11 protein-coding genes are annotated in these 15019 nt (G+C 66.9%); 5 read left to right on the top strand and 6 right to left on the bottom strand.

Annotated elements, in window-relative coordinates; genetic code table 11:
- Positions 1-8: 8 nt before the first annotated feature.
- The 4 genes from AC1PLA_RS15030 to pdxH form a co-directional block, all read right to left on the bottom strand.
- Complete coding sequence (locus tag AC1PLA_RS15030; protein ID WP_229009282.1) at positions 9-779, bottom strand: PspA/IM30 family protein; 771 nt, start codon at positions 777-779, stop codon at positions 9-11.
- A 12-nt stretch (positions 780-791) separates the two neighbouring features.
- Positions 792-1208, bottom strand: coding sequence for a YjfI family protein (locus AC1PLA_RS15035; RefSeq protein ID WP_104569693.1), 417 nt, complete (start codon positions 1206-1208; stop codon positions 792-794).
- 132 nt (positions 1209-1340) lie between these two features.
- A complete protein-coding gene (gene aac(6'), locus AC1PLA_RS15040) occupies positions 1341-1796 on the bottom strand; it encodes an aminoglycoside 6'-N-acetyltransferase (protein ID WP_481104846.1) in 456 nt (151 codons plus the stop codon).
- Complete coding sequence (pdxH, locus tag AC1PLA_RS15045) at positions 1793-2392, bottom strand: pyridoxamine 5'-phosphate oxidase (protein WP_016904371.1); 600 nt, start codon at positions 2390-2392, stop codon at positions 1793-1795. The genes aac(6') and pdxH overlap by 4 nt, the downstream gene beginning before the upstream one ends.
- A gap of 341 nt (positions 2393-2733) precedes the next feature.
- Between pdxH and AC1PLA_RS15050 the strand changes: the two genes are divergently transcribed.
- From AC1PLA_RS15050 to mdtD, 5 genes are all read left to right on the top strand, one after another.
- On the top strand, positions 2734-3276 hold the full coding sequence (locus tag AC1PLA_RS15050) for a shikimate kinase (RefSeq protein ID WP_047124792.1): 543 nt from the start codon (positions 2734-2736) through the stop codon (positions 3274-3276).
- Positions 3273-4385, top strand: a complete 1113-nt coding sequence (gene aroB / locus AC1PLA_RS15055; protein ID WP_039813451.1) for a 3-dehydroquinate synthase — start codon at positions 3273-3275, stop codon at positions 4383-4385. The genes AC1PLA_RS15050 and aroB overlap by 4 nt, the downstream gene beginning before the upstream one ends.
- 194 nt (positions 4386-4579) lie before the next feature.
- Entirely contained in the window at positions 4580-4831 is a 252-nt protein-coding gene (locus tag AC1PLA_RS15060; RefSeq protein ID WP_006449079.1) for a WGR domain-containing protein, read from the top strand.
- A gap of 13 nt (positions 4832-4844) precedes the next feature.
- Positions 4845-5909 carry a uroporphyrinogen decarboxylase gene (gene hemE / locus AC1PLA_RS15065; protein ID WP_016904368.1) on the top strand — a complete coding sequence of 355 codons (1065 nt, stop codon included), beginning with the start codon at positions 4845-4847 and terminating at the stop codon, positions 5907-5909.
- Between the two features lie 208 nt (positions 5910-6117).
- Positions 6118-7539 (top strand): multidrug transporter subunit MdtD, encoded by a 1422-nt coding sequence (mdtD, locus tag AC1PLA_RS15070; protein ID WP_047124790.1) that lies wholly within the window; start codon positions 6118-6120, stop codon positions 7537-7539.
- Between the two features lie 57 nt (positions 7540-7596).
- Here the strand turns inward: mdtD and AC1PLA_RS15075 are convergent, their stop codons facing one another.
- Positions 7597-11073: a hybrid sensor histidine kinase/response regulator gene (locus tag AC1PLA_RS15075; protein WP_481106208.1), complete on the bottom strand. Its 3477-nt coding sequence runs from the start codon at positions 11071-11073 to the stop codon at positions 7597-7599.
- A 302-nt stretch (positions 11074-11375) separates the two neighbouring features.
- Positions 11376-14930: a hybrid sensor histidine kinase/response regulator gene (locus AC1PLA_RS15080; protein ID WP_481104847.1), complete on the bottom strand. Its 3555-nt coding sequence runs from the start codon at positions 14928-14930 to the stop codon at positions 11376-11378.
- Positions 14931-15019: the final 89 nt, after the last annotated feature.

Raw genomic sequence — 15019 nt, forward strand, 5'->3', positions numbered from 1 at the left:
GCGGCGGATCAGCTGTCGCTGCGCGGAACCTGCTGCACGTCGCGCACCTGGCCGATCAGCGGCGCGCTGCCGCCGACGGTGTCGTGGCCGAGCTGGGCCGGCTTCTTGAAGCGTGCCAGCACTGCGGCGGCGTTGGACTCGCCTTCCATCAGGCCGGCCGCAGCCAGACGCCGGTTCAGATCGCCGTCGCCGCTGGCTGCCTCCAGCTCTTCGGCCGATTCGATGCGTGCAGAGGTTTCGGCCTGACGCGCCTTGATCCGCTCCAGCGATTCCAGTGCCGAGCCCATCTTGCTGCTGGCACCGGAATGGCGCGCGGCAATCGCCGCCTGCGCCTTCTGCACCGCGTCGGTCGCCTTGACCGTATCGATCTGCTGGCGCATGCCGCGCAGCTGGTTCTCGGTCTTCTGGATGGTGGCCTTGAGCGTCACCACCGACTGGTCCAGCGAGCTCTTGGAAGCCTTGTCGCCGGCGTCCTCGCTTTCCAGCGCCGCCAGCTTGACCGCCACGTCATGCGCCAGTGCCTCGTCGTTCTTGGCCAGCGCACCTTCGATATAACGCGTGTATTCGGCCATCTTGCCGGCGCGCGCATCGATCTTCTGCTGGGCGAGCTTGCTCTGCGCCATCAGCTTGGTCAGCTCCTCGCGCGAGCGCGTGAGCTGGGCGCCGGCATCGCGCATTTCCTGGTCCAGGATGCGCAGCGCGTTGGCGTCGACCGCCTTCTGGCCGGTTTCGTGTGCAGTGCCACGCAGCAGCGTGATCAGCTTTGAAAAGATACTCATGACAACACGCCTTTAGGAAAAGAACGGCTTGAGAGATTCGGCGGCATCCAGCGTATTGGCCGCCAGGGTCTGGATTTCCTCGTCGATCTGGTCGAGCGTGGACGACGCCGACAGTTCGCCAAAGACCACATAGCTATCCTGGCCGTCGACCTGCACCAGGCCCAGGTTGGACAAGGGATTGAGCGGGTTGAGCCGCATGCAGGCGTCGTTGAACGCCGCGCGGTCGCTGACCTGGTCGGCATTGGCCAGCAGCGTGGAAACGAACACCTGCGAGCCGGAGGCGGCGACCTGGATCTGCATGTCGCCATGGTCGGCCAGGGTGAGGTTGATGGCCGGCTCCAGCCCGTCGATCAGTTCGACCTCGATCGACTGGTCGCGGTAGCGCTCGGCCAGCAGGCCGTGCAATTCGACAGTGGTGTACTGCGTCATACGATGTCCTGTCCTTTGGTCATGCAGCGGTGGTGATGCAGATGCCGCTGCGGTGATGCAGCAGCAGCCGTGCAATGGGCGGACATACTACAGACTGTCCGCGACCGGCAGAAAGGGCCGGAAGTCAGCCGGTCAGGCCAGCTGCAGGCGGTAGTAGACCACCCGTTCAGTTGGCTCGAAGCCGCATGCCGCATGCGCTGCCTGGGCGCCGCTGTCGTCCAGCCGCGCATCGGAGGCCAGCTCCGCGCAGCCCTGCTCCCGCGTCCACTCCACTGCCGCGGCCACCAGCGCGCGACCGAGCCCGCGGCCGCGCCAGGCCGGACTCACATACCAGCCTTCCAGAAAGCCCACCGGCGTGCTCTCGGTGCCATTGACGTAGTCGTGGCGCACCGACACCTCGGCAAACCCCAGCGCCGCATCCGCGTCGTCCACCACCAGCAGGTGGCTGGCGTCTGCCTGCGCCAGCGCGGCCTGCAGCTCGGCGACGCTATCGTCGGCATCGGGCCACAAGGCCAGGTGCAGGGCCAGCAAGGCCTGCGCATCGGCGCCCACCGCCGCGCGCACCCGCCAGCCGGCCTGCGCGCTCACGGATACAGCATCCGCTTGCTCCAGTGGCTGGCCGCATCGGCCTCGTAACGCCAGCGCTCGTGCAGGCGGAACTTGGCGCCGTACCAGAACTCGAATGCCTGCGGCACCACCCGGAACCCGCCCCAGCCCTCCGGGCGCGGCACCTCACGGCCTTCGAAGGTGGCTTCGACCTTGGCGATGGCCGCGTCGAACTCCTCGCGCGAGCCCAGCGTCTGCGACTGCAGCGAGGCCCAGGCGCCGATCTGGCTCATGCGCGGGCGCGACGCGAAGTAGGCATCCGATTCCTCCGCGCCGACCAGTTGCACGCCGCCCTCGATGCGCACCTGGATACCGGCCTCGCGCAGGCTGCGCCACAGGAACAGCAGGGCGGCCTGCGGATGGGTCTGCAGGTCGCGGCCCTTCGCACTGTCCAGATGGGTGTAGAACACGAACCCGCGCGCATCGAAGGCCTTGAGCAGCACGGTGCGCGCGCTCGGCCGGCCGTCCACGTTGGCGGTGGCCACGGTCATTGCGCTGGCTTCGAGTTCGGCGCCGGCCTGCGCCTCGGCGTACAGCGCGGTAAAGGTGGCAAGGGCTTCTGCGTACAGATCGGTCATGGCGGTGCGAGGGCAGCAAGATTGACGCCTATTGTGGGCGCATCGGGCCTGCTTCGCCTATGCGCGGCGGTCGACAGGCCTGCGCCCGCTGCCAGGACCTGCGGCTGATGCCTGAAACGCAGGTCGCGCGCATTGGGGCGTCTTCGCGTCACTGACACTGGCTGCCAAGCATTCGCCACGGGTTGCGTACGGACGCTGCATCATCAGTTATCGCCGCGGCCGTTGTCCGCGCAGCGTGGGTGTGGATGCTGCAGCGTGCAGCCGACGGTTGCCGCGCACGAATGGTTTCAATCCATGCGGATCGGCCCGGTGCGCGGGCCCGAATGCTACGATCCCTGCGCATGAACCCCGCTTCCAATCTCGTGATGGTCGGCCCGATGGGCGCCGGAAAAAGCTGCATCGGCCGCCGTCTGGCCGAGCGCTTCGGGCTGGAGTTCGTCGATGTGGACCAGGCCATCGTCGAGCAGGTCGGCAGCAGCATCCCGGCCATTTTCGAGCAGCACGGCGAAGCGCGGTTCCGGCAGCACGAGGTCCAGACCCTGCAGACGCTGCTGGAGCAGGACAACAAGCTGATTTCCACCGGCGGTGGCGCGGTGCTGGATCCGCTCAACCGCCAGCGCATCCGCGCGCGCGGCTTCGTGGTGTACCTGCACGTCAGCGTGCCGGCACAGCTCACCCGGCTGGCGCGCGACCGCAACCGGCCGCTGTTGCAACGCGCCGACCGCGAGCAGGTGCTGCATGCGATGGCCGCGCAACGCACCCCGCTGTACCAGGAGGTCGCCGACCTCAGCCTGGAAACCGATCACTTTTCCCCCGCCGAGGCCACCGCGCAGCTGGTGCTGCGCCTGGCCGCGCAATGGCGCATGTCGAGTACCCCCGCATGACACTTCCCCGTTCCTCGCGCAGCGTCGATGTCGACGGTGCGCAGCCGTACACCATCACCATTGCGCCCGGCCTGCTGGCCGACGGCGCACGCCTGGCTAGCCATGTGCGCGGCCGCCACGTGCTGCTGCTCAGCGACTCGCAGGTGGCCCCGCAGTACGCCGCCGGCGTGCGCAAGGCGCTGCTGCAGGCGCGCCCGGACCTGCAACTGGGCGAACTGGTGATCGCCGCCGGCGAAGCCTCCAAGACGCTGGACAATTTCGGCGCCGCGATCGCGGCATTGGCCGAACTGGGCGCCACCCGCGACGCCTGCGTGTTCGCACTCGGCGGCGGCGTGGTCGGCGATCTGGCCGGGTTCGCGGCGGCCTGCTGGATGCGCGGGGTGGACTGCGTGCAACTGCCCACCAGCCTGCTGGCGATGGTGGATTCCTCGGTTGGCGGCAAGACCGCGGTGGACATCCCGCAGGGCAAGAACCTGGTCGGCGCGTTCCATCCGCCACGCGCAGTGATCGCCGATACCGACACCTTGCACACCCTGCCCGCGCGCGAGCTGCGCGCCGGGCTGGCCGAGGTGATCAAGTACGGCGCCATCCGCGACCCGCTGTTCTTCCAATGGCTGCATGCCGAACGCCGCGCGCTGCTGGAGGGCGATGCCGACGCGCTGGCGCAGGCGATCGCGCGCAGCTGCGAGCACAAGGCCGACATCGTGGCGCGCGACCCGCTGGAAAAGGGCGAGCGTGCCCTGCTCAACCTGGGCCATACCTTCGGCCATGCGATCGAGACCGAACAGGGCTACGGCGCGCCCGGCAACGACAACCTCAACCATGGCGAAGCGGTCGCGGTGGGCATGGTGCTGGCCGCGCGGCTGTCGGCCGCGCTGGGCATGAGCGATGCGCAGGACACCGAAGCGCTGCGCGCGCTGTTGCATGACTTCGACCTGCCCACCGACATTCCGCCCGGCCTGTCGCCGCAGGCCCTGCTGGGGCGCATGCGGCTGGACAAGAAGAACATCGCCGGCCGCCTGCGGCTGGTCTTGTGGCGCGGCATCGGCAAGGCCGAGGTGGTACCCGACGTCGACGAGGCGGCAGTGCTGGAGATCCTGGCGGGCTGAGCAACGCCATCACTCACGGTCTCCGGCGCATTCGTAGGAGCGCCCCCGGGCGCGACAGGGCTTGCCGGTAAATCCCGTCGCGCCCAGGTGCGCTCCTACGTCATCCCTGCTTGCCGACGCTCCCTTCGCAAGCGGAGCAACCCGGCGCGCCCACTGCTCCCAGCCTTCAGCACCGCCCGGCTACAATCGGCGTCATGCGCATCCACTTGCAACACGATCCTGGCGGCAACGCGCCGCTCCGCTACGTCCAGCTGACCCTGCAACCGGACTTGTTCGGCGGCTGGGAGCTGCTGCGTGAAAGCGGCGAGATCGGTGGACGCTCGCAGTTGCGACGCGACCAATACCTGCTGCAGGACGAAGCGGACCGGGCCTTCGACAAGGCGCGCGACACCCACCTCAAACGCGGCTTCCAACTCATCACCGGCGGCGCCGACGCGCCGCGCTGAGGACACACCTCCCATGCTCAAGAACGATCGCCTGCTGCGCGCCCTGAACCGTCAGCCCGTGGACCGCACCCCCGTGTGGCTGATGCGCCAGGCCGGCCGCTATCTGCCGGAATACCGCGCCACCCGCGCGCGCGCCGGCAGCTTCCTCGGCATGGCCAAGAATCCCGAGATCGCCTGCGAAGTGACGCTGCAGCCGCTGCAACGCTTTCCGCTGGACGCGGCGATCCTGTTCTCCGACATCCTGACCATTCCCGATGCGATGGGCCTGGAGCTGTATTTCGTCGAAGGCGAAGGCCCCAAGTTCCGCCACCCGGTGCGCGATGCCGCCGCGATCCATCGGCTGGGCGTGCCGGACATGGAAACCGAGCTGCGTTACGTGATGGATGCGGTGCGTTTGATCCGCCGCGAGCTCGATGGCGCAGTGCCGCTGATTGGTTTCTCCGGCAGCCCGTGGACGCTGGCCTGCTACATGATCGAAGGTGGCGGCAGCAAGGAATACGCGCGCATCAAGGCCATGGCCTTCAACGCGCCGGAGGTGCTGCATCACCTGCTCGGCACCGTCACCGATGCGGTGATCGCCTACCTGTCGGCACAACGTGCGGCCGGTGCGCAGGCGTTGCAGGTCTTCGACACCTGGGGCGGCGTGTTGTCGCCGGCGATGTACCGCGAATTCTCGCTGCCCTACCTCACCCGCATCGCGCGCGAGCTGGAACGCGGCGACGGCGCCGAACGCACCCCGCTGGTGTTGTTCGGCAAGGGCAACGGCGCTTACGTGAGCGAGCTGGCCGCCAGCGGTGCCGAAGCGGTGGGCGTGGACTGGACCATCGCGCTAGCCGACGCCGCCCAGCGCGCCGGCGGCCGCGTCGCGCTCCAGGGCAACCTGGACCCGGCCACCCTGTACGGCTCGCCCGAGGCGATCCGCGCCGAGGTCGGCAAGACCCTGGACAGCTACGCCCAGGGCAACGGCGGCTCGCGCGAAGGCCATGTCTTCAACCTCGGCCACGGCATGTCGCCCGACATGAACCCGGAACATGTGGGCGTGCTGGTGGAAGCGGTGCAGACGCTGAGCAAGCGCTGATGCGCCGCGTGACCAGCCGCGCGTGATGCGCGGTTGGTCGCCGCTAGATCCGGCATGACGCGCGGTGCGAGGCGATGGTCCATCCCGCATGATGTGATGGACTGATCGCAGTACATGCTTTGAACCCTGGGCCGCGAATGCGCACGTTTTTCTGAGTTCCTGCACATCGGCGTGGGGATAATGCCCTGTCTCCTCGACAGTGGTCGCCATGTCTCAGCCCGTCCCCACCTTGCGCGCCTACGACACCATCAAGCCGCTGCTGTGGCTGGTGTCGCTGGCGATCTTCATGCAGATGCTGGATGCGACCATCGTCAATACGGCGTTGCCGTCGATGGCGCGCAGCCTGCATGAAAGCCCGCTGCAGATGCAGTCGGTGGTCTTCAGTTATGCATTGGCAGTGGCGATGTTCATCCCTGCATCGGGCTGGATTGCGGACCGCTTCGGCACCCGGCGTACCTTCCTGGCGGCGATCATCGTGTTCACGCTGGGCTCGCTGCTGTGCGCCGCCGCGCAGCAGCTGCCGCAGCTGGTGGCGGCGCGCGTGGTGCAAGGCATTGGCGGGGCGATGCTGCTGCCGGTGGGCCGGCTGGCAGTGCTCAAGACCGTGGCGCGCGCCGACTTCCTGCGCGCGATGAGCTTCATCGCGATTCCCGCATTGATCGGCCCACTCATCGGCCCCACGCTGGGTGGCTGGCTGGTGGAAGTCGCCTCGTGGCACTGGGTGTTCCTGATCAACCTGCCGATCGGCGTGATCGGGTTCATCGCCGCGCTGAAGATCATGCCCGACCACTACGGCGATGCACGCCAGCGCTTCGACCTGATCGGCTATCTGATGCTGGCGTTCGGCATGGTGGCACTGTCGCTGGCGCTGGACGGCATTTCCGAGCTCGGCCTGCGCCATGCCTTTGTCATGCTGCTGGCCATCGGCGGGCTCGCCGCGTTGGCCGGTTATTGGTTGCATGCGGCCAGCACGCCAGCGGCGTTGTTTCCGCTGGCCTTGTTCAAGGTGGCCAGCTATCGCATCGGCATCCTGGGCAACCTGTTCGCGCGGGTGGGCAGCGGCTCGATGCCGTTCCTGATTCCGCTGTTGCTGCAGGTCGGCCTGGGCATGAGCCCGATGAATGCCGGGCTGATGATGGTGCCGGTGGCGTTGGCCGGCATGGCGGCCAAACGTGCCGCGGTGAAGCTGGTCGGTCGCTTCGGCTATCGCCGTGTGCTGATGCTCAACACCGTGCTGGTGGGCCTGGCGATGGCCAGCTTCGCCTTGATCGATGTGGGCCAGCCGCTATGGCTGCGGCTGGTGCAGCTGGCCTGCTTTGGCGCGGTGAACTCGCTGCAGTTCACCGTCATGAACACCGTGACCCTGCGCGACCTGGATCGCGAGCAGGCCAGCCCCGGTAACAGCCTGCTATCGATGGTGATGATGTTGGCGACCGGTTTCGGCGCGGCGGCAGCGGGCAGTCTGCTGGCCGCCTTCAACACGCATCTGGGCGACAGCCACGGCGCCACTGCCGCATTGCATGCGACCTTTTTGTGCGTCGGTGGCATCACCTTGTCGTCGACGCTGATTTTCTGGCAGCTGGCCGAGACGCGGCCGCATCCCCGGCAGGTGGAAGAAGTCGCCGAATAATGCGACCTCGGCGACATCGACCAGCGCCGTGCGCGATGTCAACCGCGGCACACGGCTCTAGATCTCATCGCGCGGGCGTTCGCGCCGCAATGCCTCGGCGATGGTGTCGGCCAGCATGTCGCCGGTAAGCGGCTTGCGCAGGAAACTATCGAACCCTGCTTCCTGCGCGGTGGGCTCGGCCTCTTCGTCCGAACGTGCGGTCACGGCGACCAGCGGCATGTCGTAACCGAACACGCGCAACTGCCGCGCCAGGGCGAAGCCGTCCAGCCCGGGCAGATCCAGATCGAGCAAGGCCAGATCGAAGGGGTTGTCGGCCGCTTCGGTCAGCGCGGCCAGCCCGTGCGGCGCATGCACCACCGAGTGCCCTTGCGAACGCAGCAGGCCAACGATGACCTCGGCGATGGTGGGATCGTCTTCCACCAGCAGGATGCGCTGCGGGGCGACCGCGCCCCCGGCGCGCGCCACCTCGCCACCGAGCGTGGCGTTGGAAGCGACCCAGCGCAGCGGCAGATCGACCACGAAGCGCGTACCCGCGCCCAACCGGCTGATCACCTCGATATGCCCGCCCATCGCCATCGCCAGTTCCTGGCAGATGGCCAGACCCAGGCCGCTGCCGCCGTAGCGCGAGGTGGTCTTGGCGCCGTCGCCTTGTTCGAAACGCTGGAACAGGCGCGCTTTCTGGTCGGCGTTGATGCCCGGGCCGGTATCGGCCACTTCGAAACGCAGCCCCTGATACGACCCGAGCGTGGTCAGCTTGAGCCCGACCACACCGCGCTCGGTGAACTTGATCGCATTGCTGAGCAGGTTGAGCAGAATCTGGCGGATGCGGGTGACATCGCCGCTGGCGGTGATGTCGCCAAGCAGACCGATTTCCAGGCTGAAACGCAGGCCGCGCTCCTGCGCCAGTGGCGCCATCAGGCCTTCCACCTCGGCCACCAGCTGGCGTACCGAGAACGGCTCCAGATCCAGTTCCAGGCGGCCGGATTCGATCCGCGCCAGGTCCAGTGCATCGTTGACCAGGCGCAGCAGATGCGCGCCGGCACGACGGATCGATTCGGTATAGCTGCGCTGCTTGTTGTCCAGCGAAGTCTTGAGCAACAGCTCGCTCATGCCCAGCACGCCGGTCATCGGGGTACGCACCTCGTGGCCGAGCGTGGCCAGAAAGCGCGTCTTGGCCAATGATGCCTGCTCGGCCAGCTCCTGCTTGTGCACCGCCAGTTGCCAGGCGTTCAAGCGCCGCAGGCGGCGGCGATACAACAACACCGCCGCGGCAATGACGCAGAGCGCGAGCAAGCCCAGAAACACCAGTCCCCACGGCGCCAGCCACCACGGCGGCAGCACCTGAAAACGTAGCGTCTGGCTGGCGGACCAAATCCCATCGGCGGTGCGCCCCTGCACTTCCAGCGTGTAATGCCCCGCGGGCAGCCGCGAAAACTGCCGCTCGCCGCTGGGACCGACATCGATCCAGTCCGGATCGTAGCCACTCAAACGAAAGCGGTAACTGTTGGATTCGGAATCGGCCAGGCTGAGCAGGCGCGCAACGATATGCAGATCGCGGTCGCCGTCCTGCATCGTCAGCGGCTCCTGTCCGGTGATATCCAGACCACGCTCCCCGCGCCGCAAGCCGACGCGTTCGATGATCAACGGCGGCCTGCGCGTGCTGGGGCGCATCGTGGCCGGGTCGAACACCACCACGCCGTCGGGCGATGCAGCAACAATCCGCCCGCTGCCGGCCTGCACCAGGGTGTTGATCAGCAACTGCTGGTTGGGGAGCCCATCATGCACCCCGTACACGCGCACCAACCTGCTGCCGGGATCGATCCGGATCAGGCCGCGTTGACTGGACACCCAGGCCACGCCCCTGGCATCGACCACCAGACCGTTGGGCGCCACCATCGGAAACTCCTGCTCCTGTCCGACCGTGTCCAGGTGCTTGAGCCGCTTTCCATCCCACAGATACCGCCGGATCTCGCCGGCCAACCCGGTCCAGACCACGCCCCCCTCTCCCAGCCGGAACAGATATGTCGGCAGGGACGGCGTGCCCTCGACGGGGACAAACCGGTCGGCAGCGGGGTCCCAGCGCCGTAGACCGGCGTTATTGCTCAGCCATATCTGACCATCCGGGCCAAGGCGTAGGTCCAGGATGGTCAACACCTCCAGCCCATGACTGCCATTGACGATGGTCCGCAGCAGCTGCCCCTCCTGGTTGCGGATTTGCAGACCATATTCCAGCACCGTCACCCACAGTCGGCCCTGCGCGTCCTCTGCCATCCAGCCCGGTCGGTCCGCAGCACCGTCCGGATCGGGTTCGACATCCTCACGCAACTGCCAGCGTTTGACTTGCCGGGTCTGCGGGTCATACCGGACCAATTTTCCTTCGACGCCGATCCAGACCAACCCGCGCCGGCTTTCAAGCATGGAGTCGGGCGGACGGGCATCGATCTGAGCCACATGCTTCTGCAGTTGGCCGGTTGCCGCATCGAGATACTCCAGCACATGCCGCGAACCAGCCAGCCACACACCGCCCGCAGCCGAAGACGCCGTTGCCAGCACGGACGGGTTGGCCAGCGACTGTGAGTCATCGCCGTGGTGGGCCAGTACCGCAAAGGTGTCCCAATGCGGAGGCAGGTGCCACAGGCCGCCTTCGAGTGCCGCAAACCACAGCCCGCCCTCCCGATCTTCGTAGGCTGCAATCCAGTTGCGCCTGACCAGGCCGTGCGCTGACAGGCTGTAGACCGGGACACTGCTGATCTCGGTTCCTGCGGTGGACAGGCCCAGGCCGCTGTCGGTGTCCAGCCAATAGCGCCCGCTGCGATCGTGCAGCAACACCCCCATGACCCGCCGCTTGCTCACGGCTTTCTGCCATGGCTGGGGCCGCGCCTGGCCATCGGCGCCCACACGAAACGCATCGCCGACCACATCCGACACCCACAAGGTGTTGCCGCTGTGTTCCATTTGCAGGCGATTGACCGCCTGTGTGGTTCCAGGAAGCCGCACCCGCTGAAAATGCTTACCGTCCCAGCGCGCGAGCCCGCCATGGGTCCCGATCCACAATGTTCCGTCGGGCGCGACCTCGAACCCGATCACGCTGTCGGACGGCAGGCTGGTCGGATCGCTGGGCACGTTGGAAAATCGCTGCATGCTGCCATCGGGACGTCGCCGATATAGCCCGTGGGCCGCAGTACCAAGCCAGACATCGCCGTTCGGGGTGTTTGCCAGCGCCCACACCGTGATTTCGCGCAGCTCCGGAAACTGCGGGTTTTCCAGCCGCCTGAATGTGCGCGTCTTGGCCTCCAGAAACCCGGCCCCGCCGTTCTCGAACCCCATCCACACCCGATTGTCACGATCGACGCAGATGGTCCAGATCGCGTTGCTGGTCAGCCCTTCTTCCATCCGCCAGATGCGGTAATTGCGGCCATCGAATCTGGCCAAGCCGTCGTCGCTGGCGATCCACAGATAGCCCTGCTGGTCTTCGGCAAGCTCACTGACGGTGTCCGAGGGCAGCCCGTCGGCGACTGTGACCTGGCTGGGCACCGGCGTGAGCAGCGCGTGCGTGGCCGCCCGTGCAAGTGGCACCGTGGCGCACAGCCCCAGCGACACTGCCGCGATCAACCAATAGGAAAAACACAAAAAAAGGCGCACGGGACAGGTTTCACGACAAGTCGCCGCATAGTGCGGGCCGCACGCGGTGCGAGCAAGCCCGAGCGAGCCTGCCGCGTCGCTCATCCGTTTCCACTCCTCGGCCCGAACCAGCGCATGTACGGGGTCTCGATCTGGTTCACCGCTGTTGCATCCGCGCCAGGCGGCAACCGTACGACGGAGCAAGCGACGACAGCTTAGTCGACGGCCGGCGCGTCATGCGCATCGGCGGCGTCGGCCAGCACACCTGCCAGTGCCTGTGCCAGCAGCTCGCCGGTGACCGGCTTGCGCAGGAAGCCATTGCAGCCGGCGGCCATCGCCTGCGGCTCTGCATCGGCATCGGCACGTGCGGTGACCGCAACGATCGGAAAGCGCACGCCGCGCGCACGCAACTGCGCCACCAACGCCGCACCGTCGATGCCCGGCAGGTCCAGATCGCACAGCCCCGCATCGAAGCTGCGCGTACTCACCTCGGCCAACGCCGCCAGACCGTGCAGGACATGGGTGACCCGATGACCACGCGTCTGCAGCAGGCCAATGATCACCTGCGCCACGGTCGGGTCGTCCTCGACCAGCAGCAACTGCAATGGCGCCTGTGCCTGCGGCGAGCTTGCCCGTGCAGGCGCAGGCACCGCGGGGAGCGCACTCACCCAGCGCAGCGGCAGCTCGACGACAAAACACGCTCCCTGCCCCAGTTCGCTGCTGACCGTTACCGCACCGCCCATCGCCGCTGCCAGTTCGCGGCAGATCGCCAGGCCCAGGCCGCTGCCGCCATGCCGGGCCAGCGTCACGGCGCCTTCGGCCTGCTCGAAGCGCTGGAACAGGCGCCCGCGCTGTTCTGCACTCATGCCCGGGCCGGTGTCGCACACTTCGATCCGGATGCCTTGCTTGTGGCTTTGCGGCACCACCGCCACACGCAGGCTGACGCTGCCACGCTCGGTGAACTTGACCGCGTTGAACAACAGGTTGAGCAGGATCTGCTGCACCCGACTGGCATCGCCATGCAATGCCGGCGGCAGCGCGTCATCCAGCTCGCAGGCGAAGACCAGTTGCTTCTGCTCGGCGCTCGGCCGCACCAGCTCGGCCACCTGGCCGATCAGCTGACGCAGATCGAAGTCGCGGTAATCCAGCGGCAGCTTGCCGGCCTCGATCCGCGCCAGATCCAACGCATCGTTGACCAGCCGCAGCAGATGCTTGCCGGCCAGCTGGATCGCGCTGGCATAGCCCTGCTGACGGCCATCCAACGGCGTCTGCAGCAGCAACTCGCTCATGCCCAGCACACCGGTCATCGGCGTCCGCACTTCGTGCCCCAGAGTCGCAAGAAAGCGCGTCTTGGCCAACGATGCCTGTTCGGCCAGCTCGCGTTTGTGCTGGGCCAGCTGCCATTGCGCGCGCATGCGCACACGGCGGCGGTAAGCGGCGGCGAGCAGGCCAGCGAGCAGCACGGCGAGCATGCAGATCAGCGCAATGCCGGCATCGCTGCGCCACCACGGTGGAGTGACCGAAAAGCGCAGCGACTGCACCTGCGATGCATTGCCCAAGGGGTCGATCCCCTGCATCTGCAGGACATAGTTGCCCGGCGGCAGCGAGGAGAATTCGCGCATTCCTGCCGCACCGTGCTCCATCCATTCGGTATCGAACCCCGACAGCCGGGTACGGTAACGGTTGGCCATCGGGTCGACGAACGAGAGCAGCCGCATGTTGATGCGCAACTGGCGGTCATTCGGCGCGAGCGAAAAGCCACCGAGGATCGGCAACGCCTGACGGCGGTCGGCACGCTGGACGCTTACCGCCTCCAGACGCATCTGCGGTGTGAATGACGGCACATCCGGCGCCTTGGTATCGATCAGCAGCGTGTAGCCATCTGCAGTACCGCCGACCAGCACCCCATCGCGCGCCATCAGCAGACAGCGGCGGCTGAACTCCTGGCTGGTCAAGCCGTCGCGCGCACTGAAACTGCGGATCTTGGCCCGCGGCGTACGTGCATCGATGCGCCATAGGCCACGCGGCCCGGACATCCATACGCGTCCAAGTTCATCGCGTTCGAGACCATAGGCATCCATTGCCGGAAACCCTTCGGCGGCAACAATCCGGCGCACCCGCTTCCACGCGGCACCGTCTTTCTGCCAACGCTCCATGCTGCCGGCGCGGTAAAGCCACAGGTGGCTTTGATCCTCGAAGACGAAGCGCTGGATCGGATCGATCTGCAGGCCGGGCACTGCGACGAACCGATGTGACTCGGACTGCCAGACATACATGCCGCCGACGGCGCTCAGCCACAGGTTGCCATCCGGTGCCACGCTCAGCTGACTGGGAATCACCTCTTTCAAGCCATGTGGGTCGGCCTGGGAAATCGTCTCCAGCACGCGCCCGGTCACCGGATTTCGCCGCTGGATCACCTGCTCGTAAGCGCTCCACAGCGTGCCGTCGCCAGATTCGCCCAACCAGATGACCGCATCGGCAGGCCCGTCGCCGCTGAAATGCTCGAGAGCGCCCGTGCCCAGATCTAGCCGCGACAACTGGTGCTCCCCATTGCCGAGCCAGAGCTGCCCCCGACTGTCCTCCAGGGTCGTCGCAATCTGCAGATCGCGCAGGTCGGGATGCTGGATGCCGGTCTGCACGAGCGCCCCTGTGGACGTGTCGTAACGCAGCAACCGCCCACTGCTATCGAACTGCCAAAGCCCACCTGATCGGTTCGCTGGCGCAAGACTGCATGCGATGCCCTTGCCCTGGTCGTTGATCTGTCTGAAGGCGGCAGTGCGGCGCCAGTCTTCGCGCAGGTAGGCCAGCCCGCGCCCATGCAGGGGCACCCAGATCCCACCGTGCGGACTGCGCCAGATGGTCGTCACGTGGCGGTTGGAGACCAGCGGCGCATCGCCGTTGTTGACCGGTGTCGGCGGATGATCCGGACGGGTATGCCACAGCCCCTGTTCGGTGCCCAGCCAGAACTCGCCATCGCCGGCGTCGGCCACGGTCCAGGCGCGGTTGCCGGCGGCAAACATCGGTGCCCAAGAAGGCGTATGCCACGCACCGGACGCGTCCATGTAACGCAGCCCGGTGTCCATAGAAGCCCACAGCCGCTGGCCCACCCACTGCAAGGCGGTGATGCCGCTGCCGTCGCCATCCGGCCGCACCCGGTGCAATGCCAGGCCGTCGTAATACGCCAGCCCGCCCAGCGTGCCGATCCACATCCGATCGCGATCGTCCAGCGCAAGCGCATACACCGGACTTGCCGGCAGCGGCTCCTCCATCTTCGCCAGGTCGAAGGAGGTGAATTTCCCCGTGGCATCCAGACGCAAGACATTGCCGTTGGACAATCCAAACCAGACCTCGTCGCCGCGCCCGGCGATGGCATACACGTCCCCCAGCGCCAGCTCGGGCACATCGTCGGGAAGATACGCGGTCAGCTTGCGCCGGTCGGCACTGAGCATCGCCACGCCTGCGCCGCCCAAGGCCAGCCAGATCCGGTCCTGACGGTCGATATACAGCGCCTGCAAGATATTGCTGCGCAGCGAGTAGCGATCGGTCGGGTCGTTCCGCCAGACCTTGAACTCTGCGCCGTCGTACCGGACCAACCCGTCGGTGGTGGTCATCCACAGATAGCCGGCGCGGTCCTGCGCGATGGCGGTGATCATGGTCGAGGGCAGCCCCTCGGCAGCGCCGACAATGCGGAAGCGCGGAATCGCCGGCACGCCTGCCAATGCCGGAAACACAGTCAGGGCGGCAAGCAGCACGAACAACAGGTAACGCATGTGGGCATCCTTTCCACGTCCAGCCCGCATGCTCGCAACGGATCGTTGCGAGTGCAAGCCAAGCGCGGTGCAGCGGGATATGTCTAGAA

This window comes from Xanthomonas sp. NCPPB 1826 (assembly GCF_056725285.1).